Source organism: Variovorax sp. P4_B10 (assembly GCF_056402375.1).
Genome location: NZ_JBFUHN010000021.1, coordinates 34,437 through 54,669, shown reverse-complemented (window position 1 = coordinate 54,669; position 20,233 = coordinate 34,437). Strand labels below are relative to the sequence as shown.

General features: G+C 67.8%; 20 protein-coding genes. 12 read left to right on the top strand and 8 right to left on the bottom strand.

The features are described 5' to 3' along the window. Positions 1-27: 27 nt before the first annotated feature. The 4 genes from AC1DXX_RS12460 to AC1DXX_RS12445 all read left to right on the top strand — a co-directional run bounded on the left by AC1DXX_RS12460 (position 28) and on the right by AC1DXX_RS12445 (position 3,806). Entirely contained in the window at positions 28-912 is an 885-nt protein-coding gene (locus AC1DXX_RS12460; RefSeq protein ID WP_478134514.1) for a TauD/TfdA dioxygenase family protein, read from the top strand. A 25-nt stretch (positions 913-937) separates the two neighbouring features. After that, complete coding sequence (locus AC1DXX_RS12455) at positions 938-1,948, top strand: ABC transporter substrate-binding protein (protein WP_478134513.1); 1,011 nt, start codon at positions 938-940, stop codon at positions 1,946-1,948. Positions 1,949-2,026: 78 nt separating this feature from the next. Continuing rightward, positions 2,027-2,863, top strand: coding sequence for an ABC transporter ATP-binding protein (locus AC1DXX_RS12450; RefSeq protein WP_478134512.1), 837 nt, complete (start codon positions 2,027-2,029; stop codon positions 2,861-2,863). Between the two features lie 73 nt (positions 2,864-2,936). After that, positions 2,937-3,806: an ABC transporter permease gene (locus AC1DXX_RS12445; RefSeq protein WP_478134511.1), complete on the top strand. Its 870-nt coding sequence runs from the start codon at positions 2,937-2,939 to the stop codon at positions 3,804-3,806. A gap of 12 nt (positions 3,807-3,818) precedes the next feature. Here AC1DXX_RS12445 and AC1DXX_RS12440 read toward each other — a convergent pair whose 3' ends face one another. Then, the gene (locus AC1DXX_RS12440; protein WP_478134510.1) at positions 3,819-4,211 is read right to left on the bottom strand and encodes a DUF5329 family protein; all 393 of its coding nucleotides are present in this window, start codon (positions 4,209-4,211) and stop codon (positions 3,819-3,821) included. Between the two features lie 110 nt (positions 4,212-4,321). Here AC1DXX_RS12440 and hisN point away from each other — a divergent pair, with 110 nt between their 5' ends. Genes hisN through AC1DXX_RS12415 form a run of 5 tightly spaced genes read left to right on the top strand, consistent with a single transcriptional unit; the run spans position 4,322 to position 8,268 of the window. Further along, positions 4,322-5,098, top strand: coding sequence for a histidinol-phosphatase (hisN, locus tag AC1DXX_RS12435; protein ID WP_478134509.1), 777 nt, complete (start codon positions 4,322-4,324; stop codon positions 5,096-5,098). Between the two features lie 9 nt (positions 5,099-5,107). Further along, complete coding sequence (locus AC1DXX_RS12430; protein WP_056509065.1) at positions 5,108-5,302, top strand: DUF2905 domain-containing protein; 195 nt, start codon at positions 5,108-5,110, stop codon at positions 5,300-5,302. A gap of 36 nt (positions 5,303-5,338) precedes the next feature. Continuing rightward, positions 5,339-6,265: an ROK family protein gene (locus tag AC1DXX_RS12425; RefSeq protein WP_478134508.1), complete on the top strand. Its 927-nt coding sequence runs from the start codon at positions 5,339-5,341 to the stop codon at positions 6,263-6,265. A 39-nt stretch (positions 6,266-6,304) separates the two neighbouring features. Next, complete coding sequence (locus AC1DXX_RS12420; RefSeq protein WP_478134507.1) at positions 6,305-7,825, top strand: tetratricopeptide repeat protein; 1,521 nt, start codon at positions 6,305-6,307, stop codon at positions 7,823-7,825. Then, positions 7,822-8,268: a DUF1877 family protein gene (locus AC1DXX_RS12415; RefSeq protein WP_478134506.1), complete on the top strand. Its 447-nt coding sequence runs from the start codon at positions 7,822-7,824 to the stop codon at positions 8,266-8,268. The genes AC1DXX_RS12420 and AC1DXX_RS12415 overlap by 4 nt, the downstream gene beginning before the upstream one ends. 16 nt (positions 8,269-8,284) lie before the next feature. On the opposite strand, the gene AC1DXX_RS12410 is transcribed toward AC1DXX_RS12415, so the two are convergent. Then, entirely contained in the window at positions 8,285-9,742 is a 1,458-nt protein-coding gene (locus AC1DXX_RS12410) for an aminotransferase-like domain-containing protein (RefSeq protein ID WP_478134504.1), read from the bottom strand. 189 nt (positions 9,743-9,931) lie between these two features. Between AC1DXX_RS12410 and AC1DXX_RS12405 the strand changes: the two genes are divergently transcribed. Further along, the gene (locus tag AC1DXX_RS12405) at positions 9,932-10,270 is read left to right on the top strand and encodes a hypothetical protein (RefSeq protein WP_478134503.1); all 339 of its coding nucleotides are present in this window, start codon (positions 9,932-9,934) and stop codon (positions 10,268-10,270) included. A 120-nt stretch (positions 10,271-10,390) separates the two neighbouring features. On the opposite strand, the gene otsA is transcribed toward AC1DXX_RS12405, so the two are convergent. The 4 genes from otsA to AC1DXX_RS12385 all read right to left on the bottom strand — a co-directional run bounded on the left by otsA (position 10,391) and on the right by AC1DXX_RS12385 (position 15,862). Beyond that, on the bottom strand, positions 10,391-11,776 hold the full coding sequence (gene otsA / locus AC1DXX_RS12400) for an alpha,alpha-trehalose-phosphate synthase (UDP-forming) (RefSeq protein WP_478134502.1): 1,386 nt from the start codon (positions 11,774-11,776) through the stop codon (positions 10,391-10,393). Then, a complete protein-coding gene (locus AC1DXX_RS12395; protein ID WP_478134501.1) occupies positions 11,773-13,695 on the bottom strand; it encodes a glycoside hydrolase family 15 protein in 1,923 nt (640 codons plus the stop codon). Before AC1DXX_RS12395 ends, otsA begins: the two co-directional genes overlap by 4 nt. Next, positions 13,692-14,489, bottom strand: coding sequence for a trehalose-phosphatase (gene otsB, locus AC1DXX_RS12390; RefSeq protein ID WP_478134500.1), 798 nt, complete (start codon positions 14,487-14,489; stop codon positions 13,692-13,694). Before otsB ends, AC1DXX_RS12395 begins: the two co-directional genes overlap by 4 nt. Positions 14,490-14,602: 113 nt before the next feature. Further along, complete coding sequence (locus tag AC1DXX_RS12385; RefSeq protein ID WP_478134499.1) at positions 14,603-15,862, bottom strand: multifunctional CCA addition/repair protein; 1,260 nt, start codon at positions 15,860-15,862, stop codon at positions 14,603-14,605. 159 nt (positions 15,863-16,021) lie between these two features. Here AC1DXX_RS12385 and AC1DXX_RS12380 point away from each other — a divergent pair, with 159 nt between their 5' ends. Beyond that, positions 16,022-16,747: an OmpW/AlkL family protein gene (locus AC1DXX_RS12380; protein WP_478134498.1), complete on the top strand. Its 726-nt coding sequence runs from the start codon at positions 16,022-16,024 to the stop codon at positions 16,745-16,747. Positions 16,748-16,768: 21 nt separating this feature from the next. Here AC1DXX_RS12380 and AC1DXX_RS12375 read toward each other — a convergent pair whose 3' ends face one another. Further along, on the bottom strand, positions 16,769-17,452 hold the full coding sequence (locus AC1DXX_RS12375; protein ID WP_478134497.1) for a glutathione S-transferase family protein: 684 nt from the start codon (positions 17,450-17,452) through the stop codon (positions 16,769-16,771). A gap of 118 nt (positions 17,453-17,570) precedes the next feature. Beyond that, positions 17,571-19,601, bottom strand: coding sequence for a lytic transglycosylase domain-containing protein (locus AC1DXX_RS12370; RefSeq protein WP_478134496.1), 2,031 nt, complete (start codon positions 19,599-19,601; stop codon positions 17,571-17,573). 9 nt (positions 19,602-19,610) lie between these two features. On the opposite strand from AC1DXX_RS12370, the gene AC1DXX_RS12365 reads away from it, so the two are divergent. Then, on the top strand, positions 19,611-20,228 hold the full coding sequence (locus AC1DXX_RS12365) for a 5-formyltetrahydrofolate cyclo-ligase (RefSeq protein WP_478134495.1): 618 nt from the start codon (positions 19,611-19,613) through the stop codon (positions 20,226-20,228). The last annotated feature ends 5 nt before the right edge of the window (positions 20,229-20,233 follow it).

Sequence of the window (20,233 nt, the reverse complement as noted above, 5' to 3'; positions counted from 1 at the left end):
CGGCGCACCGGCCCCTACATTCGCGGCATGACTGCCGTTCTCTCCCCCGAGGCCCCCGCACAGGACTTCGACGTGCGCCCCTTCGACGCCCCGGTCGGCGCCGAAATCGTCGGTCTCGATATCTCGAAGCCGATCAACGGCGCCGACCTCGCCCGCATCCACCGCGCGCACCTCGACCACCACGTGCTGGTGTTCCGCGACCAGCAGATCACCCCCGCCGAGCACATCGAATTCAGCCGCCGTTTCGGCCCGCTCGAAATCCATGTGCTGCACCAGTTCCAGCTCAAGAACCACCCGGAAATCCTGATCGTCTCCAACATCAAGGAGAACGGCGAACCCATCGGCCTCGGCGATGCGGGTGTCTACTGGCATTCGGACATCTCTTACAAGCCCAAGCCCAGTCTTGGCTCCTTGCTGCATGCGCAGGAGCTGCCGAGCGAAGGCGGCGATACCCTGTTCGCCGACCAGCACCTCGCCTGGGAGTCGCTGGGCCCCGAGCTGCAGCAGCGCATCCTGCCGCTCAAGGCCGAGCACAGCTACCTCGCCAAGTACGAAGAGCTGCGCGCCAAGAATCCGTGGCGGCCCAAGCTCTCGCAAGCGCAGATCGACCAGGTCGCGCCCGCCGTGCAACCCGTGGTGCGCACGCACCCCGAGACGGGCCGCAAGGCGCTGTTCGTCAGCGAGCATTTCACGACGCGCATCGTCGGCCTGCCGCAGGAAGAAAGCGATGCGCTGCTGGCCGAGCTGTTCGCGCACAGCGTGAAGCCCGAGTTCGTGTACCGCCACCAGTGGGCGCCGCATGACCTGGTGTTCTGGGACAACCGTTCGCTGATGCACCTGGCAGCCGGCACGCCCGATCACCTGCGCCGCCGCTTGAACCGCACCACCATCGTTGGCGACACGCCTTTCTGATTTTTTTCTTCCCGGACCGCTTCCCATGAACCGCTTCACACGCAAAGCCGCTGCATTCGTCACCGGCCTCGGCCTTCTCGCCGGCAGCCTTGCTGCGCACGCCGAAGGCCAGATCCGCATCGCCGAGCAGTTCGGCATCGTGTACCTGCTGCTCAACGTCGCGCAGGAACAGAAGCTGATCGAGAAGCACGCGAAGGCCGCGGGCGTCGATGCGAAAGTCGAGTGGATCAAGCTCTCGGGCGGCTCGGCGGTGAACGACGCGCTGCTCTCCGGCAACATCGAGATCGCCGGCGCCGGCGTCGGCCCGCTGCTCACGCTGTGGGACCGCACCAAGGGCAAGCAGAACGTGAAGGGCGTGGCCTCGCTCGGCAACTTCCCGTACTACCTGGTGAGCAACAACCCGAACGTGAAGACGATTGCCGACTTCACCGACAAGGACCGCATCGCGCTGCCCGCCGTCGGCGTTTCGGTGCAGTCGCGCGTGCTGCAGTTCGCCTCGGCCAAGCTCTGGGGCGACAAGGAATTCAACCGGCTCGACAAGATCAGCGTGGCGGTGCCGCACCCCGATGCGGCCGCGGCCATCATCAAGGGCGGCACCGAGATCACGGGCCACTTCGGCAACCCGCCGTTCCAGGAGCAGGAGCTGGCCGGCAATCCGAATGCGCACATCGTGCTCAACTCGTACCAGGTGCTCGGCGGACCGGCCTCGGCCACGGTGCTCTATGCCACCGAGAAATTCCGCAACGAGAACCCGAAGACCTACAAGGCGTTCGTCGATGCGCTCGACGAGGCGGCGAAGTTCGTCACGGCCAATCCGGAGAAGGCGGCGGACATCTACCTGAAGGTGAGCAACGCGAAGCTCGACCGCGAGCTGCTGCTGAAGATCATCAAGAACCCCGAAGTGCAGTTCAAGACCACGCCGCAGAACACCTATGGGCTGGCGGAGTTCATGCATCGTGTAGGGGCGATCAGGAACAAGCCGGCGTCGGTGAAGGATTATTTCTTCGACGATGCGCAGAACGCTTCGGGGAACTGAGTGAACACCGCGACCGTCTTGCCTTCCGGGCTTGACTCCCTCTCCCATCGGGAGAGGGCGGGGGTGAGGGGGGAGCCTTTGGCATCGCCAACAGCCCTCACCCCGACCCTCTCCCGCGAGCGGGAGAGGGGGCAGGAGGCCGCGCCGCTGCTGCAGGTCGACAGCGTCAGCCTCGAATACCGCACCCCCGAGCGCGTCGTCCGTGCCACCCACCGCGTGAGCTTCGATGTCCACGCCGCCGACCGCTTCGTGCTGCTCGGCCCCTCGGGCTGCGGCAAGTCCACGCTGCTGAAGGCCGTGGGCGGTTTCATCCCGCCGGTCGAAGGCGAGATCCGCCTCGACGGCCGGCGCGTGACCCACCCCGGCCCCGACCGCATCGTCGTGTTCCAGGAGTTCGACCAGCTGCCGCCCTGGAAGACCGTGAAGCAGAACGTCATGTTCCCGTTGCTCGCTTCGCGCACGCTCGGCAAGAAGGAAGCGGCCGAGCGCGCGCTGCACTACCTTGACAAGGTCGGCCTTGCCAGGTTCGCCGACGTGCACCCGCATCAGCTCTCGGGCGGCATGAAGCAGCGCGTGGCCATTGCACGCGCGCTCGCGATGCAGCCGCGCGTGCTGCTGATGGACGAGCCCTTCGCCGCACTCGATGCGCTCACGCGCCGCAAGATGCAGCAGGAACTGCTCGCGCTGTGGGACGAGGTGCGCTTCACGCTGCTCTTCGTCACGCACTCCATCGAGGAAGCGCTGGTGGTGGGCAACCGTGTCGCGTTGCTGTCGCCGCATCCGGGGCGCATGCGCGCCGAGGTCAACAGCCACGGCTTCTCGCTGGCCAGCCTGGGCGGTGCCGAGTTCCAGAGCACTGCGCAACGCATCCACGACATGCTGTTCGAAGAAGAACCGGAAGAGGTCGCGGCATGAGCGCCGCGCCGGGCCGCCCCAAGCAAGCTCGCTCCCGCTTGGCGGGAAGGCGCGCAGCGCCAAGGGTGCACCAATGAGCGCCGTCGTTCCTCCCATCCGCCCCGAATACGAGCGCACGCTCGAGCCCTTCACCGAGGTGCCGCTCGAACGAACGCTGCCCTTGCCGGCCCGCATCTGGGCGCAGGCCGGCGTTCGCAAGGGCCTGATCCTGATCGTCATCGCCGTGCTCTGGGAGCTCGCCGCCCGCTGGCAGGACAACGACCTGCTGCTGCCCACCTTCACCGCCACGGCCCGCGCCCTGTTCGAGGGGCTGGCCAGCGGCGAGTTGATCGAGAAGGTGCGCATCTCGCTGGCCGTGCTGCTGCAGGGCTACCTGGCCGGCGTGCTGCTGGCCTTCGCGCTCACCACGCTCGCGGTGTCCACGCAGATCGGCCGCGACCTGCTGGACACGCTGACCTCGATGTTCAATCCGCTGCCCGCCATCGCGCTGCTGCCGCTCGCCTTGCTGTGGTTCGGCCTGGGCCGCGGCAGCCTGGTGTTCGTGCTGATCCATTCGGTGCTGTGGCCGCTGGCGCTCAACACCTATGCGGGTTTCCAGGGCGTGCCCGAAACCTTGCGGATGGCGGGGCGCAACTACGGGCTCAAGGGCCTGCGCTACGTGCTGCAGATCCTGGTGCCGGCCGCGCTGCCGTCGATCCTGTCGGGGCTCAAGATCGGCTGGGCCTTCGCCTGGCGCACGCTGATTGCGGCCGAGCTGGTGTTCGGCGCCTCGTCGGGCAAGGGCGGCCTGGGCTGGTACATCTTCCAGAACCGCAACGAGCTCTACACCGACCGCGTGTTCGCCGGCCTCGCGATGGTGGTGCTGATCGGCCTGCTGGTGGAGAGCCTGGGCTTCAAGACGCTGGAGCGGCTGACGGTGCGGCGCTGGGGCCAGCAGCGCTGAAGCGGCAGCGGCTCAGCCGCTTGCCTTCTTCGCCTTTTGCCGCAGTGCGCGCAGTTCGCTGTTCAGGAACTCGTTCGCATCCCTCACCGCACCATCGGTGAGCTTCACCTTGTAGGGCTGTCCGGTCACCTCGGAGCGCGAGGCGCAGCGGTCGATGAAGTCCTCGGCCGTGACGAGGTCCTTTTTGAAGTAGTCGTACTTGGCCTGCATGTGCTTGGCGGCATCGGCGGCGGTGTATTCGTTGCCGTTGCGCAGGAAGACCATCGCGTTCATCTTCGACACGCGCTGGATCAGCGTGTCGATCATCTGTTCCTCGACAGCGGAGGGGGTCGCCTGGGCCAGGAGGGCCGAAGCGCCGAGCAACAGGGTGAGCAGCGCTGCGCGCAAGAATTTGAAAGAGGCCATTTGGTTCTGTCCCTGGCAATTTTCGGGCCATGCTAGGGCGACAGCCCTTGCCGTGTCAAACCGGTGCCGGCTCGGGTCTAATCGCAGTTTTGGCACGCGTTCACCCTCCCATGAGCTCTCCCATCACCGATCTTTCGCCGATTGCCGAGGCGCTGGCCGATGCAGCCGCCGCCAAGTCGATGCACTATTTCCGTACGCCGCTCGACATCATCACCAAGGCCGACGAAAGCCCCGTCACGCTGGCCGACCGCGCGGCCGAGACGGCAATGCGCGAGATTCTCGGCGCCCGCATGCCGGCGGATGGCATCTATGGCGAGGAGCACGGCCCCGAGCGGCTCGACGCGGCGCGCATCTGGGTGCTCGACCCGATCGACGGCACCCGCAGCTTCATCACCGGCTCGCCGCTCTGGGGCACGCTGATCGGGGTACTGCAGGGCGAGCGCGTGGTGCTCGGCGTGATCGACATGCCGGTGCTGAAAGAGCGCTGGATCGGCCAGGCCGGCAAAGGCGCAACGCGCGACGGCCAGCCGGTGCGCGTGAGCAACTGCACCGACGTGGCCAAGGCGCGCATCGTCACCACTTCGCCCGACATCTTCGCGCCGGCCGACTGGCAGGCCTTCGACAGGCTCAGCCGCCAGTGCGCGATGCGCCGCTTCGGCGGCGACTGCTACGGCTACGCCCAACTGGCCGGCGGCACCATCGACCTCGTGGTCGAGACCGGCCTGCAGCCCTACGACTACCTCGGCCCGGCGGGCCTGATCGAGGCTGCGGGCGGGGTCATCACCGACTGGCAGGGCCAGCCGCTGGGGCTCGGGTCCGACGGCCGGGTGATTGCCGCGGCAACGCCCGAACTCCATCGGCAAGCGATGGCGATCCTTGCGGCCTAGACTGTCGCCATGTTCCGCTGGCTGATCGTCGTCGTCCTTGCACTGGTGCTCATGAGCGGCCTGACCGCCTGGCTGCGCCGCTTCGGCTTCGGACGGTTGCCCGGCGATTTCGAGTTTCGCGCCTTCGGCCGCGAGTGGCAGCTGCCGATCGCGAGCACCGTGGTGCTCAGCATGATCGCGGCGCTGGTCGCGCGCCTGCTGTAGCGCCAGAGCCTTTGACCTGAGAGAAGAACCCCCGCAATGAGAGCCTGCGTTGACATCGGCGGCACCAAGGTGGCCGTGAGCCTTTCCGCTTCGAGCGATGCGCCGTTGATCGGCCGCCGCAGCGAGCCGACCGCCAAGACCGGCGACAACGACGCCGTGGCGGTCCAGATCATGCGGATGATCGACGAKGTCTGCGCGGAACAAGGCATCGCTCCCGACAGCATCGACCGCGTGGGCGTGTCGTCGGCCGGGCCTTTCGAGCTGCACGACGGCATGGTCGAACTGGCCACGCCCAACATCTGCGGCGGCATCGCCGGTCCGGCGCGCGGCCTGCCCAACAATTGGATGACGGCCGTGGTCGAGGCGCCGCTGGCGAAGCGTTTCGGCAGCGTGCGCGTCGAGAACGACGCGGTCGCCGCGCTCGAGGCCGAGCGCCACTGGGGCGCGTTGAAGGGGCTGGACCATTGCGCCTACGTCACCTGGAGCACCGGCGTCGGCGTGGGCCTGTGCGTCGACGGCCATGCGCTGCGCGGCAAGAACGGCAATGCCGGCCATGCGGGCCACAGCTTCGTGGTCGACGACGCCAGCGGCGCGCTTTGCGGCTGCGGCAATGTCGGCGACGTGGAGGGCCTGATCGCCGGCAACTCGATCGCGCGGCGCTTCGGCCAGCCCGCGGCCGATCTGTTCTCGTCGGCGGCCGCCGGCGAGCCGCATTCGCTCGAAGTCGTCGATGCGCTGTGCCGCGTGATGGGCCGCATGCTCTACAACCTGGTTGCCACGCTCGACCTGGAGCGCATCAGCCTGGGCGGCAGCGTGTTCTGGCATCACCGCGAATTCCTGCTGCCGCGGCTGCAGGCGCATGTGGACGGCAAGCTGCCGCCGCTCACGCGCGGCGTGCTGCTGGTGCCCGCGGGGCTCGGCGACAAGGTCGGCGACTACGCGGCCCTGGCCTTGCTGGACTGAACGGCCTCGCAAAAAAACGATTCCCGGCGAACCATGCGCATGCCGTCTCCCCGCCGCAAGTCCGTTGCCTACCTGCTGTTGCTGGTGGGCGGCTTCCTGGGGGCGCACCGCTTCTACCTCGGGCACTACCTGAGCGGCGCAGCGCAATTGCTGCTGTCGCTCGCCGGAACGAGCTCCCTGCCCGGGGCGCGGATCTGCCTGGGCCTTCTCCTGCTCTGGATGCTGGCGGACATCTATTGGATTCATGTGCGGATGCAGCGCCAGGACCGGCCGCGCCGCAAAGCCGCACGCCCCGCGATGACGAAGGACTACGACCTGGCCGCGCTCGACGAGGCCGGCAAGCTGCGCGAGCGCTTCGAGGCAGCCGCCGATGCCGAGGAGTGGGCGAGGGCGGTGGCCCTGGGCGCGCAGATCGTGGCCAGCGCGCGCCGGGTCTTCAAGGGCCCGCACGAGAACCTCGCGATGTCGCTGTGCCTGTACGGGCAGGCCTGCTACCGGCTCAAGGCCTTCGACAAGGCCAAGGCGAGCCTCGAAGAGAGCCTGGCCATTGCCCGGCAGATTTCCCTGCCCGCGGAAGACCTGCAAACCATCCGCAAGGCGCTCTCCATGGTGTATGCCGAAATGGGCGAATACCGCGCGGCGCGAGCCATCCAGGACGCCCTGCCGGCCGGCGCCGTCCGCCCGGAAGACGACCCCGAGCTGCAGGCCCTGCTGGAACGGCAGGAGACGCAGTACATGGAGGCCTTCGAGCAGGGCGACCTGGAGCGCGCCGAGCCGCTGTGCGCCGAAGCCGTCGAAACCAGCCGCCGGTTGTTCGCCGGGCCGGGGCAGGCGGTGGTTTTTCACCTCGTGAACCTGGCCGAAATCCGCCGCCAGATGAAATGGCACGACAAGGCCATCGCCACGCTGAACGAATGCCTGGCCATGATCGAGGCGCTGGACCTCGACGACGACTGGCGGCGCGGGCCGACCAACACCCTGGCCCTCGTGCATGCCGCGACCGGCCGGCACGGCGAGGCCGAAGCGCTCTACAAGCAGACCATCGCGATGGCGATCGCCGCGAGCAAGGGCGCCTCGACCAATGCCGTGGTGCGCGCCTTCAACAACCTTGCCTTCCTCTATGCGGACACCGGGCAGGCGCAGAAGGCCGAGCTCTGCTACGCGCGGGCGGTGGTTCACCTCGACAAGCTGGAGGCCGAAGGCGCCGATGCCGATCTCCACGCCAACATGCTGAACAACTATGCAGACCTGTTCATGGCACGTCGCAACTTTGCCAGGGCCAAGCCCTTGTACGAACGCTCGCTGGCCATCCAGGAGCGCAGTTGCAGGGGCATCTCCTCCATTGCCGCCAGCGCGCACAACGACCTCGGACTGATCGCGCAGGAAGAGGGCGACCTCCGCCAGGCGCTGGTGCACTTCAAGCGCACGCTGCTGCTCAACCAGATCTGCGCGCCCGACCATCTCGGCAACATCGCCAATGCGCAGCGCAACGTCGACGGCGCGAGCGGAACGCTGGCCGCGGTGGCGCGCGCCGCACGCGTGGAGCGGAGCCCGTCGTGAGCGTGGGCGGCGCTTTCTATGCGATCGACCGCTACCGGCTGCGCGGGCTGGTCATCGATCCCGCCACCGTGTCGGGCCTGATCCACAAGCCCGCCGGCCAGGGCGGCCCGAACGACAGCCAGACCGTGGAGCAGGCCTGGGACGTGGTGCAGACCCTGTTGCCGGAAGCGGTGGACGGCGAGCCGCTCGACGGTACCGACGGGCTGGGCTGCATCTACCTGACGGCCAGCCATGTCGAGCGGAGCGCCGCGCGCCTGGCGCAGCGGAGCGTGCCGAAGCTGGTGCGTCTTTTCGCGGAAGAACCGGCCCCGTACGCCGAGCTGTACTGGGCCAAAGTCTGGCTGGAAGACATCGATGCCCTTCAGGCGTTCATGGAAGGCGTCCAGCGTTTCTTTGCCGAGGCGGCCGCGCGACGCGACGCCATCGTCTTCTACATGGCTTGAGCGATCCGGCCGGGCCTCAGCGGTCCGGCAGCGGCTTCCCGCGGGTGTCCGAGACGATCTCGCCCAGCCGCCGCAGCCCCGCATCCACGGCCTTCGAATACGGCCAGCCGCAATTGATGCGCAGGTAGTTGTCGAAGCGCCCCGAGTTCGAGAACTGCGCGCCCGGCGCCACCAGCATCTGCTCGCGCAGGGCAGCCTCGAACACCGTGACCGACGACAGCCGCTCGGGCAGCTCGACCCACAGCTGCAGGCCGCCCCGCGGCAGGTTCAGCCGCGTGCCCGTCGGAAAGTATTTCGCGATGGCGTCCGCCGTCTGGTCGCGCTGGACGTGCAGGTGCTCGCGCAGGCGCCGCAGGTGGCGGTCGTAGCGCCCGCCCGCGATGAACTCACCCGCGGCAATCTGCGCCAGCGCCTCGTTGTTGCGCGTCTGCGCGTACTTGAGCATTTCCACCTGCGCATGCCAGCGCCCCGCGGTGATCCAGCCCAGCCGCAAGCCCGGTGCGAGCACCTTGTGCAGCGAGGCGCAATAGATCACGTTGCCTGTGCGGTCCCAGGACTTCACGGCGCGCAGCGGCACGTCCGTTTCCACCAGGTCGCTGTAGGTGTCGTCCTCGACCAGCGCGATGCCGTGGCGCTCGCACATCTGAACCAGCCGCTGCTTGTGGGCATCGGGCATCACGCTGCCGATCGGGTTCTGCAGGTGCGGCACCACCACCACGGCCTTGATGTCGTCGTAGGTGTGGATGGCAAGGTCGAGCGCTTCGAGCGAGATGCCGGTCTGCGGGCTGGTCGGAATCTCGAGCGCCCGCATCCCCAGGCTTTCGAGCACCTGCAGCAGGCCGTAGAAGGTGGGCGACTCCACGGCCACCGTGTCGCCCGGCTTCCCGATCGCGCGCAGCGCGAGGTTCAGCGCCTCGATGCAGCCGTTGGTGACGAGCACCTCGTCGGGCGAGACCGTCATGCCGATGCGCAGGCTGCGTTGGGCCAAAGCCTCGCGGAACTGCTCGTGGCCCTTTTGGGACGAGGCGGTGGTCAACAGCTCGGGCCGCTGGCGCAGCGCGCGCGTCATGGCGTTGCGCAAGGCCTCGGCCGGGTAGAGCTCGGGGGCCGCGCGCGCGATCGCGAAATTGAGCTTCACGCCGGTGTGCCGCCCGCGCGCCATGAAGTTGGCCATGCGCGTGCGCATGCTCACGAACTGCGCCGGGTCGGGTGGTACGTCGGCCACCGGCTCCGTCATCGGCGCGATGGCTAGGCGCTGCGGCCGGCGCACGAAGTAGCCCGAGCGGTCGCGCGCCTCGACCCAGCCGTCGCTCTCCATCGCGCGGCACACCTGCAGCGCGGTCGAAAGGCTGATCTCGTGCAGGCGCATCAGGCTGCGCAGCGAGGGCAGCTTGTCGCCCTGCTTGAGCGAACCGGTGTGGATCGCATCCACATAGTGCGCTGCGAGTTGCCGGTAGAGCGGTAGCGAGTCCATGGCGTCGATGTTCCCTCGATCGCGCATCCGAAAACAGATGCAGTTGCTCGGGAAAACGACCATAACAGATGCTGGAGGCCGCTGACTGTTCCGGTGCGAATAGCCGGTGTGTGTGCCTGTTTTTCGAGCGGCCGAATTTCTACGATCTGGACTCGCCGAACCGCTTTTCACTCACTCTCGAGGCCCGCCATGATCACCACCCTGTCCCAAGCGCCCGACTCCATCGTCCTGGAGCCCGGGCAGTCCCTGCGCACCGCCGTCGATGCCGGCGCCTGGCTGCAGGTCGCGGAGGGCCGGGTGCGCGTGGTGTCGCCGCCCGGCTGGTTGGGCGACACGGTGTTCATGGCGGAAACGATGCTGGACGAAGGCGATGTGCACCGCCTGGAGCATGGGGGCTGGATCGAGGTGTCGGCGCTGACGCCGGTGCACCTGCGGATTCATGCGCCGATGGCGTCACCGGCGCCAGCCCCGGCGTATGCCGAGGCCCGGCCGGTGATGCGCTTCGTGCGGCTGCTGACCGGTTGGTAGGGGCTCCGGGGTGCGTGCACAGGACACGCTGTGGGTTTGCGGCCGATCAACCAGTGCTCTGAGCGATCACGCCGACGGCGTGATCGCGCCCTGAACAGCATCGAAGCCGGCAAACGAAGATCAGCGCTCGCTCGCCGCTTCGCGCAGCGCATCCAGGAAGCTGCGCCGCCACCAGTGGATGTCCTGCTCGCGGATGCGCGCCAGCAGCTTCTGATGCCGCTCGCGCCGCTCTTCCAGCGGCATCTGCAGCGCCTGCTGCACCGTCTCTGCCGTGCCGTGCGTGTCGTAGGGGTTCACCAGCAGCGCCTCCTTGAGCTGCTCGGCCGCGCCGGCAAAGCGCGAGAGCACCAGCACGCCGGGGTCGGCCGGGTCCTGCGCCGCGATGTACTCCTTGGCGACCAGGTTCATGCCGTCGCGCAGTGGCGTCACCAGCCCCACGGCTGCCGCGCGGCACAGGCCCGGCACCCGCTTGCGCGCCACCACGCGGTGGATGTAGCGCACCGGCATCCAGTCGAGTTCGCCGTAGTCGCCGTTGATGGCGCCGCACAGCGACTCGAGCTCGCGCCGGATGTCGCCATAGGCGTCGACCGTCTCGCGCGTGGGCGAGGCGATCTGGATCAGCGTGGCGCTGCGCCGGTTCTCCGGGTAGTTGGCGAGCAGTTCGCGGAAGGCGCGCACCCGCTGCGGAATGCCCTTGGAGTAGTCGAGCCGGTCGATGCCCAGCAGCAGCCGGCGGCTCGAATATTCGCGCTTCATGGTCTCGTACATGTCGCGCGATTCCTTCGCGTGCGTGAGCGCCGCGAATTCGTCCACATCGATGCCGATCGGAAAGGCACCGGCGCGCACCGTCTGCCCGTAGGCGCGGTACATCTCGCCGCCCAGGTATTCGCCGTGGGCTTCGTTGCGCACGTAGTGCTCGAAGTGCTGCACGTCCTGCTGGGCCTGGAAGCCGATCAGGTCGTAGGCGAACAGCGAGCGCATCAGCCATTCGTGCTGCGGAATGGCCGCGATGATGATCTGCGGCGGCAGCGGAATGTGCAGGAAGAAGCCGATGCGCTGCTTGCAGCCCATGGCACGCAGCTCGGCCGCGAGCGGCATCAGGTGGTAGTCGTGGATCCAGATGATGTCGTCGTCTTTCAACAGCGGCATCAGCTTGCGCGCGAACAGCTGGTTCACGCGCCGGTAGCCGCCGATGAAGCCGGCGTCGAAGTGTGCGAGGTCGAGGCGGTTGTGGAACACCGGCCAGAGCACGTCGTTGCTGTAGCCCAGGTAGTAGCTGTCGTGGTCATCGCGGCTCAGGTCGATGGTGGCGAGCGTGACCTTGCCGGCCTGCTGCCTGTGCAACTCGCCTTCGCCCGTGGGGCCGTTTTCGACGATCTGGCCGCTCCAGCCGAACCACAGGCCGCCGCTTTGCTGGAGGCTTTCGCCCAGCGCCACGGCGAGGCCTCCGGCCGCAGGCTTGCGTGGGTCGGCCACGCGGTTGGAAACGACGACGAGACGACTCATATGCAGGAATCCCAGGGCGCGGACAGGCGCACGGCCGCATTGATGATGCCGACCATCGAATAGGTCTGCGGAAAGTTGCCCCACATCTCGCCCGTCACCGGGTGCGTGTCTTCCGACAGCAGGCCGAGCGGGTTGCGTGCCGCCAGCATGGTCTCGAAGATCTGCCGCGCCTCGGCCTTGCGGCCGATCTTGGCGAGCGCGTCGATGCGCCAGAAGGTGCAGATGTTGAAGGCGGTCTCGGGCTTGCCGAAGTCGTCGGCCGCTTCGTAGCGGCGCATGTAGGGGCCGTCGCAGAGCGACTTTTCCATCGCGTCGACGGTGGAGATGAAGCGCGGGTCGCGCGCGTCGATCAGGCCGACCTCGGCCATCAGCAGGATGCTCGCGTCGAGCTCGTGCCCGCCGAAGCTTTCGGCAAAGGCCTGCCGCTCCTCGCACCACGACTTGGCAAGGATCTCTTCCTTCATGCGGGCGGCATGGCCGTGCCAGTAGGCGGCGCGCTCGGGCAACTGCAGCGCGCGGGCGATCTTGGCAAGCCGGTCGCAGGCGGCCCAGCTCATGAGCGCCGAGCTGGTGTGCACGCGGGCGCGGGTGCGCAGTTCCCACATGCCGGCGTCGGGCGTGCCGTAGACGCGCACCGCCTTCTCGCCGACGGCTTCGAGGTGCGGAAACTCCGCCGCGCCGGCACGGCTCAGCAGCCGGTGGTCGTGAAAGGCCTGCGCCGCGCCGAGCACGATGTTGCCGTACACGTCGTGCTGGAAATGCTCCTGCGCCTGGTTGCCCACGCGCACCGGGCCCATGCCGCGGTAGCCCGGAAGGCCTTCGACGAAGGACTCGGGCAACTCGCGCTCCAGCCCGATGCCGTAGAGCGGCTGGATGTGCTCGCCGTGCGAGCCGATCACCACGTTGCCGAGCCAGCGCAGGTAGTCCTCCATGGTGCCGACCTCGCTCAGCGAATTGAGCGCGCGCACCACGAAGAAGGCGTCGCGCAGCCAGCAGTAGCGGTAGTCCCAGTTGCGCTGGCTGCCCGGCGCCTCGGGGATGCTGGTGGTCATGGCGGCGACGATGGCGCCGGTGTCTTCGTAGAGCGAGAGCTTGAGCGTGATGGCGGCGCGGATCACCGCCTCCTGGTACTCGAACGGAATCGCGAGCCGCTTGCTCCAGGTGCGCCAGTAGGCGATGGTCTCCTGCTCGAACTTGCGCGCCGTGTCGGCGATGCCGTCGAGCAGCGTCTCGTCCACGCCGAATATGAAGTTGTATTCGCGCGAGAGCACGAAGGGCTGGCGCGACAGGATGTGGGAGATCGAGGCGTCGGTATTGAGCCTGAGCGTCACGTCGGGCCCGACATAGCGGATGTGGTTGCTGCCGCGCGTCACTTCCACCGGCGCCGAGGCGCCCCAGTGGAAGCGCGGGTCGAGCGACACGCGGATGCGCGGCGCGCCGGCAATCGGGCGCACGCGGCGCACCAGCATCAGCGGGCGAAAGTAGCGCGAGCGACTGTAGAAGCGCGGCGCGAAGTCGGTGATCTCGATGCCCTGGCCGGCGCTGTCGAAGAGCTGCGTGCGCAGTACCGCGGTATTGGGCTCGTACCACTGCCTGGCTTCCGCGAAGTCCTCGATCTCGATGCTCCATGCCCCGGCATCCTCACCGGGATGCAGCAGGGCGTTGAACACCGGGTCGCCGTCGAAGCGCGGCAGGCAGCACCAGACTGCGCGGCCCCGCGCATCGATGAGTGCGCTGTAGGCGCAGTTGCCGACCACGCCGACATTGAGCGAAGGCTCGGCCGGCGGTGCGAATCCGCGCGGACCCGGTGCGGCGGCCGCCTGCACGTCGACCGGCGCGCGGTCGTCGGGGCCCGCGGCGCCGGCCAGGGCCTGGCCGGCGCGGTCTTCGGGCGCCACCGGCAGTTGTCGTTCGCTCATCCAGGGCTCCTCGGTGATTCTTCGGTTTTCGGTGGATGCGGTGCCGCCAGCATGTTGCGCGCCTGCACCAGCCACTCGTAGACGGCGAGCGGCGATTCGAGGCGGTGCAGCGCCAGGCTCGGACCCGAGCCGACCTTGATGGCGATGCCGCCGCGCGGCTGCACGATCGCAAAGCCGCTCTCGTCGGTGGTGTCGTCGCCCGCGAAGACCGGCGTGCGGCCCGCGAAGGGCGCCTCGCGCATGAAGGCATCGATGGCAAGGCCCTTGTTGACGCCCGCGGGCTTGACCTCGAAAACGAACTTGCCGTGCATCAGCTCGAGCTGCGGATGGCCTGTGATGGCGCGCGACATCGCATCGCGGCACACGGCTTCCAGCTGCGGCGCAAGCCGGTAGTGCAGGGCGATGGCGGCGTGCTTGCGTTCCACCAGCAGGCCTTCGTGCACGCGCGCGAGTTCGTTGGCAATGTCGAGGATGGGCGTGAGATCGGGTGCGCGCTGCTCCTGCATGCCGCCTTTTGCGTCGCGGCGCTGCACGCCGTGCTCGCCGGCCGCGGGCAGCCGCAGCGGCGCAAGGAAGCGGTCGATCGAATCGATCTGGCGGCCCGACACCACGGCGAGCGCGCCGCCGAGCTGGTCGCGAAGGTCACTCAGCAAGGGGACGAGCGCAGGCGGGATCTCGATGGCTTCGGGGGTGGGCGCGAGCCCGACCAGCGTGCCGTCGAAGTCGAGAAAAAGGGCGGCGTCCCGGCCCAGCGGAGGAGGCAACTGCGCGTTGCTGGCGGAGGACTTTGGCATTGGTAAAAACCATAACACGGGCTGTGACGTCCGCGTGTCGGCGGAAACCGTCTCTCCCCAGGCCTCGCGCACTTCGTGTCGCTGCCCGGCACCGCTGGGGCAGGGCCGTGCCTTCAGGCCAGCGACGCCGCGACGGCCTCGATCCGTGCGCGATGGATCGCCTCGCCGATCTGCGGCCCGGCGGCGCCGGCCTGCTGGGCTTGGCGCGCGACGGCATCGGTGGCGACGGCCGCGGCCGTGGCAAGCACCTCGAGCAGCCGCGCACGCTGTGGATAGGGCTTGTCCTCGAAGCCGAGCCGGCCGCGCGCATCGCACTCGCAGGCCAGCAGCACGTCGGCAAAACGCGCGGGCTTGCGAAAGGCGTCGCAGCGCTCCAGCAGGCGCACCAGCGGCGCCGCGTCGAGCTCGCCGCTGCGGTGGATGTTGCCGTGCTCGCGCGCCACCACCTCGGCCAGCTCGCGGATCTCGACCGGCACGCGCCAGCGGTCGCACACCGCGTGCAGCAGGTCGACGCTGCGCTTCTCGTGGCCGACATGGCGCGGCAACGCGTCGGCGGGCGTGGTGCCTTTGCCGAGGTCGTGCATCAGGCAGGCGAAGCGCACCGGCAGCGAGGCCGAAAGCCGCGCGCTGGTGTCGACGACCATCATCAGGTGCACGCCGGTGTCGACCTCGGGATGGTGGAGTTCGGGCTGGGGCACGCCCCAGAGCCGGTCGACTTCGGGCAGCAGCACGGCGAGGGCGCCGCATTCGCGCAGCACCCCGAACATGCGCGAGGGGCGCGTTTCCATCAGGCCGCGCGACAGCTCCTGCCAGACGCGCTCGGGCACGAGTGCATCGGTTTCGCCGGCCTGGACCATCTCGCGCATCAGCGCCATGGTTTCGGGGGCGACCGAGAAATCGTCGAAGCGCGCAGCAAAGCGGGCGACGCGCAGGATGCGCACCGGGTCTTCGCGGAAGGCGTCGGTCACATGGCGCAGCAGCTTGTCGTGCAGGTCGCGCTGGCCGTGGAAGGGGTCGGCCAGCTTTTCGGGGTCAGGTTCGAATTCGCCGTCGGCACCTACGAATTCCGCCGGCAGCGCGATGGCATTGACGGTCAGGTCGCGCCGCGCCAGATCCTGTTCGAGCGTGACGTCGGGGGCGGTGTGGATGGTGAAGCCGCGGTAGCCGGGCGCGCTCTTGCGCTCGGTGCGGGCCAGCGCGTATTCCTCGCGCGTGCGTGGGTGCAGGAACACCGGAAAGTCGCGGCCCACGGGCAGGTAGCCCCGGGCCACCATCTCTTCGGGCGTGGCGCCGACGACCAGCCAGTCGTGGTCGGACACCGGCCGCCCGAGCAGCCGGTCGCGCAGTGCACCGCCGACAAGAAAGATCTTCATGAACGCAGTGTAGGGATACTCCCCACCACAAGAATAGAACGGTCGTTCGATAATTTGGAAGGAAAACGAACGAACGTTCGTTTATTCGCTCGAACGCAGCGCCAGTCACTGGCTGGTACCGCGTTTGCGGGATTTTTCAACCAAAGGAGCATTCACACCATGAAGAAAACAATGTTTGCGCTGGCGGCTCTGGGTGCCTTGGCTTCTGGCAGTGCGTTCGCGCAAAACGCCGGCGACTGGGTCGCCGGTGCGGGCTGGTTCCATCTGTCGCCGCAGGATTCGAGCAAGCCGCTCACGGTGACGGCGCCGGTCCGCAGCGTGTTGCCCGGCTCGGGTGCCAGCGTCACGGATTCGGACACGCTGGGCCTCAGCCTTGCCTATTTCATCGACAGCCACTGGGCCGTGGAGGGCGTGCTGGGCATTCCCCCGAAATTCAAGCTGAACGGCACTGGCACGCTGGCCCGCGTGGGCGAACTCGGCGAGGCCCGCCAATGGAGCCCGACGGTTCTTGCCAAGTACTACTTCAACGAAGGCAATGACGCCTTCCGTCCGTTCGTGGGCCTGGGCGCCACCTACGTCTGGTACAGCGACGTGAAGCTGACCTCGAACCTGCAAGGCGCGCTCGCGAGCCAGTTCCACCAGTCGCCGTACGCGGTCAACACCACCGCCAAGCTCGACAGCTCGTTCGCGCCGGTGCTCAATGCCGGTATCGCCTACCAGCTCGACAAGCACTGGGGCATCTCGTTCTCGGTGTCGTACATCCCGCTGAAGACCAAGGCGAAGCTGACCACGACCTCGGTCACCGGCCTGCCCGTTGCCCGCAGCGAAGCGAGCCTCAAGCTGAACCCGATCGTCACCTACGTCTCGGCCACTTACCGGTTCTGACCCCAGCCTGCCGGGAAAGCCTTAACGCCCCTTGCGGTAGGGCTCTTCGAATTGCAGGAAATCCTTCTCTGCCAGCGCCTCGTCGATCCAGGCCTTGACGCCCGGCAGTGCCTGCACCCGCTCGATGTAGGCCGTGATGGCCGGCGGCACAGGCAATCCGTAGGTCTTGATGCGCGTGCCGATGGGCGCGAAGTAAGCGTCGGCGATGCTGAAATCGCCGAACAGCAGCGGGCCGCCATGGGTCTCGAGCAGGCCGGTCCACATCTGCACGATGCGCTCCAGGTCGCTGCGCACGGCGGGCTGTTCCTTGAGCAACTGCGCGCCGACTTCGGGCAGCGAGGCCTCGATGTTCATGTCGCAATGGCCGCGCAGGCCGCCGAAGCCCGAATGCATCTCGGCGCAGATGCTGCGCGCGCGTGCCCGGTCGGCTGCGGCCTTGGGCCACAGCTGCTTTTCGGGAAAGGTCTCGGCCAGGTATTCGGCAATGGCCAGCGTGTCCCAGACCACCAGATCGCCGTCCACCAGCACAGGCACCTTGGCCACCGGGTTGAGCGCGCCGATGGTGCCCTTGAACTTCGATTCCGCCTCGAAGGAGTCGAAGCGCACCATCACTTCCTCGAAGTCGATGCCGGCCTGCTTCATGAGCACCCATGGGCGCATGGACCACGACGAGTAGTTCTTGTTGCCGATATAGAGCTTGCGCATCAGGGGCCTCCGGTTCGTTGCGACTCAAAGCCTTCGATGCTAGCCCGGCCGCGCGCCGGCATTGATGCTGAAGGGGGTGTGGATTGATGCGCGTGGGAATCGAAAGGCAAGGTTCCTCCTAGGGGAGGTCCTTGTTGGGCTCGGGCTCGGCCGCGTCGCGCGGACCCACGCGGCCGAGGCGCTCCTTCAGCGACTGCGGCTTGCCGCTGATGATCGCGGCGTAGTTGGTGGTGTTGGCCAGCACCTTCTTCACGTAATCGCGGGTTTCGGTGAAGGGCACGTTCTCGGCCCAGATGGCGGCGTCGATCACCGGGCCGTTGCGCCAGTTGCGCGGGCGGCCGGGCCCGGCGTTGTAGGCGGCGGCGGCGAGTGCCATGGAACCGTCGAAGTCGTCGAGCGCGAGCTTCAGGTAGTTGGTGCCGATGGTGATGTTGGTTTCGCGGTCGTTGATCTGGCCCGGCGTGAAGTCGGTCATGCCGATCTTGCGGGCCGTCCAGCGCGCGGTGGCCGGCATCACCTGCATCAGGCCCGAGGCACCGACGCCCGAGCGCGCGTCCATGATGAAGCGGCTTTCCTGGCGGATCAGGCCGTAGACATACGCCGGGTCGAGGCCGATGTCCTGGCTCTTGCGCAGCACGGTGTCGTGGAAGGGCATGGGGAAGCGCTGTTCGACATCGACCGCGCCCTTGGTGCGCTCGCTGGTGTTGATGCAGCGGTCCCACACCTCGCGCTGGCAGGCGAAGTCGGCCGCGGCCAGCAGCGCGCGGTCGTCCATGCCGCCCTTGTCGTGCAGGTTGGTGGCGTAGTTCCACTCGCGCGTGCCCTCGGGGCGCAGGCCGATGGCGATGGCGTAGAGGCCGCGGTTGAGCCCGATGTTGCTGCGCGCGGCGGCTTTTTCCTCGGGGGTGAGCGGTGCGGGCCGAGTGGCAGCGACCGTGCGCTGGCCGAGTTCTTCGAGCGCCAGCATTTCATAGAAGCCGCGCGTGCCGGAGATGCTCGTGTACAGCTCCTGGGCCTGGGCTCGGCGGTCGTCGCCGCCGGCGGCGCTGAGTGCGCGGGCCTTCCAGTAGACCCAGGTCGGGTCGAGCTGGGCGGTCTCGCTCATGGCATTGATCGCGGGCACCACCTCTTTCCACTGGCCGGCGCGCAGCGCGGCGCGCACGCGCCAGCCGAGCATGTCGTCCGACAGGTCGCTGTTCTTCGTGACGTTGGCGAAATAGGTGCCGGCCTGCGGCGAGAGCTTGTTGGCGGCCTGGCGGCCGATGGTGCCCCAGAGCCAGTTGCGCTCCTCGGCGGAGAGCATCGGCCCCCACTTGTTGTCGAGCTGCGAGGCGGCCATGTCCGGATCGGCGATGGCGACCTTGATGAGCGCGAGCACCACCAGTTCCTTGCGCGACTTGGCGGCCACGAAGGCGCGGCCGGTCAGGAACTTGGCCGAGCTGGCATTGAGTTCCTCGAACAGCGGCAGCGCGTCGGGCGCGGCGATGGTGACGGCGCCGCGTGCAGCCTGCGGGCGGTTGGATTCGATGGCCAGGCGCGCCTTTTTCCAGACGTCGTTGGGCGACATCAGGCGGGACGCGACCATGCGGTCGGCGGCAGTGAGGCAGCCGTCGTCGGCTTCCTTCTGGCTGAACCAGTTGCGGCGCACGTCGTCGGCCTGGGCCTGGGTGGCAGTGCCGGAGCGCAGCGTGTCGGCCAGGATCGCGTAGCAGCGCACCTGGGCGTCGTCGCCCATGCGGAAGCCGGCGATGGCGGCGGAGAAACCGTCCCAGTCGCGGCGCTGGCCGAGCAACAGCAGCCAGTCGTTGCGCAGGCGGTCTTCCTGGTAAGTGCCGGGGTAGCGCGCGAAGAAGTCCTGCACCTCGTTCGGCGCGGCTTCCTGCAGCCGGGCCTTGAGCTCCCAGTAGGCGGCCCAGGGTTCGAGCGCATGGCCGCGGGCTTGCGGCAGCAGGGCGGTGAGGCGCGCCTTGTCGCCGCGCTGGAAGGCCTGCTTCATCTGGATCAACACGTCGTCGTTGGTGTTGGTTTGCGCGTTGGCGGGCTGCTGGAAAAGCAGCGCGGCGGCAGCCAAAACGACGGAAAAAGCCAGTGCGGGCGCTGCGCTGCGCGGGCGACGGCGCGTGGATGCCAAAATGCTTGGAAACTGCATCGGGGGATTATGGACAAGTCAAAGGGTGCCGACACTTCGGCAACGGCGAGTTTTCTGAAGGGACAGTTGAGAAAGGCACTGATCGAGCAGCGCCTTTCCATGCCGGACCGCCTGGCGCGGGCCGACCTCCTGCAACGGGTGATGCGGATCTGGCTGGTCGGCCGGCCCGACACCGTGATCGGCGCCTACTGGCCGATCAAGGGCGAATTCGATCCGCTGCCTGCCCTGCACCGCTGGAAGGAAGACGGCGAGCTGATGGAAGAGACGCAGCGCCGCCGCATCGGATTGCCGGTGATCGACAAGGTGCACAAGACGCTGACCTTCCATGCCTGGTATCCGGGCTGCCAGATGGAAGAAGACGCCTACGGCATTCCCAAGCCCAAGGACACCGAACTGATCGTGCCGACCCTGCTGTTCGTGCCTTGTGTGGGCTACAGCGCGGGCGGCTACCGGCTGGGCTACGGCGGTGGCTTCTACGACCGCACGCTGGCGGCGCTGGAGCCGCGGCCGTTCACGGTGGGGCTGGGCTTCACCAACGGGTTTCTCGACGATTTCGAGCCCGAGGCGCACGACCTGCCCTTGGACGCCATCCTCAACGACAACGGCGTCGTCTGGCCAACCAGCTGATCTGA

Bases quoted from the DNA above. Each gene is read 5' to 3' on its own strand.
- AC1DXX_RS12460 (WP_478134514.1), top strand. From the start codon at position 28: ATGACTGCCGTTCTCTCCCCCGAGGCCCCCGCACAGGACTTCGACGTG.
- AC1DXX_RS12455 (WP_478134513.1), top strand. From the start codon at position 938: ATGAACCGCTTCACACGCAAAGCCGCTGCATTCGTCACCGGCCTCGGC.
- AC1DXX_RS12445 (WP_478134511.1), top strand. From the start codon at position 2,937: ATGAGCGCCGTCGTTCCTCCCATCCGCCCCGAATACGAGCGCACGCTC.
- AC1DXX_RS12440 (WP_478134510.1), bottom strand. From the start codon at position 4,211: ATGGCCTCTTTCAAATTCTTGCGCGCAGCGCTGCTCACCCTGTTGCTC.
- hisN (WP_478134509.1), top strand. From the start codon at position 4,322: ATGAGCTCTCCCATCACCGATCTTTCGCCGATTGCCGAGGCGCTGGCC.
- AC1DXX_RS12430 (WP_056509065.1), top strand. From the start codon at position 5,108: ATGTTCCGCTGGCTGATCGTCGTCGTCCTTGCACTGGTGCTCATGAGC.
- AC1DXX_RS12420 (WP_478134507.1), top strand. From the start codon at position 6,305: ATGCCGTCTCCCCGCCGCAAGTCCGTTGCCTACCTGCTGTTGCTGGTG.
- AC1DXX_RS12410 (WP_478134504.1), bottom strand. From the start codon at position 9,742: ATGGACTCGCTACCGCTCTACCGGCAACTCGCAGCGCACTATGTGGAT.
- AC1DXX_RS12405 (WP_478134503.1), top strand. From the start codon at position 9,932: ATGATCACCACCCTGTCCCAAGCGCCCGACTCCATCGTCCTGGAGCCC.
- otsA (WP_478134502.1), bottom strand. From the start codon at position 11,776: ATGAGTCGTCTCGTCGTCGTTTCCAACCGCGTGGCCGACCCACGCAAG.
- AC1DXX_RS12395 (WP_478134501.1), bottom strand. From the start codon at position 13,695: ATGAGCGAACGACAACTGCCGGTGGCGCCCGAAGACCGCGCCGGCCAG.
- otsB (WP_478134500.1), bottom strand. From the start codon at position 14,489: ATGCCAAAGTCCTCCGCCAGCAACGCGCAGTTGCCTCCTCCGCTGGGC.
- AC1DXX_RS12385 (WP_478134499.1), bottom strand. From the start codon at position 15,862: ATGAAGATCTTTCTTGTCGGCGGTGCACTGCGCGACCGGCTGCTCGGG.
- AC1DXX_RS12380 (WP_478134498.1), top strand. From the start codon at position 16,022: ATGAAGAAAACAATGTTTGCGCTGGCGGCTCTGGGTGCCTTGGCTTCT.
- AC1DXX_RS12375 (WP_478134497.1), bottom strand. From the start codon at position 17,452: ATGCGCAAGCTCTATATCGGCAACAAGAACTACTCGTCGTGGTCCATG.
- AC1DXX_RS12370 (WP_478134496.1), bottom strand. From the start codon at position 19,601: ATGCAGTTTCCAAGCATTTTGGCATCCACGCGCCGTCGCCCGCGCAGC.
- AC1DXX_RS12365 (WP_478134495.1), top strand. From the start codon at position 19,611: ATGGACAAGTCAAAGGGTGCCGACACTTCGGCAACGGCGAGTTTTCTG.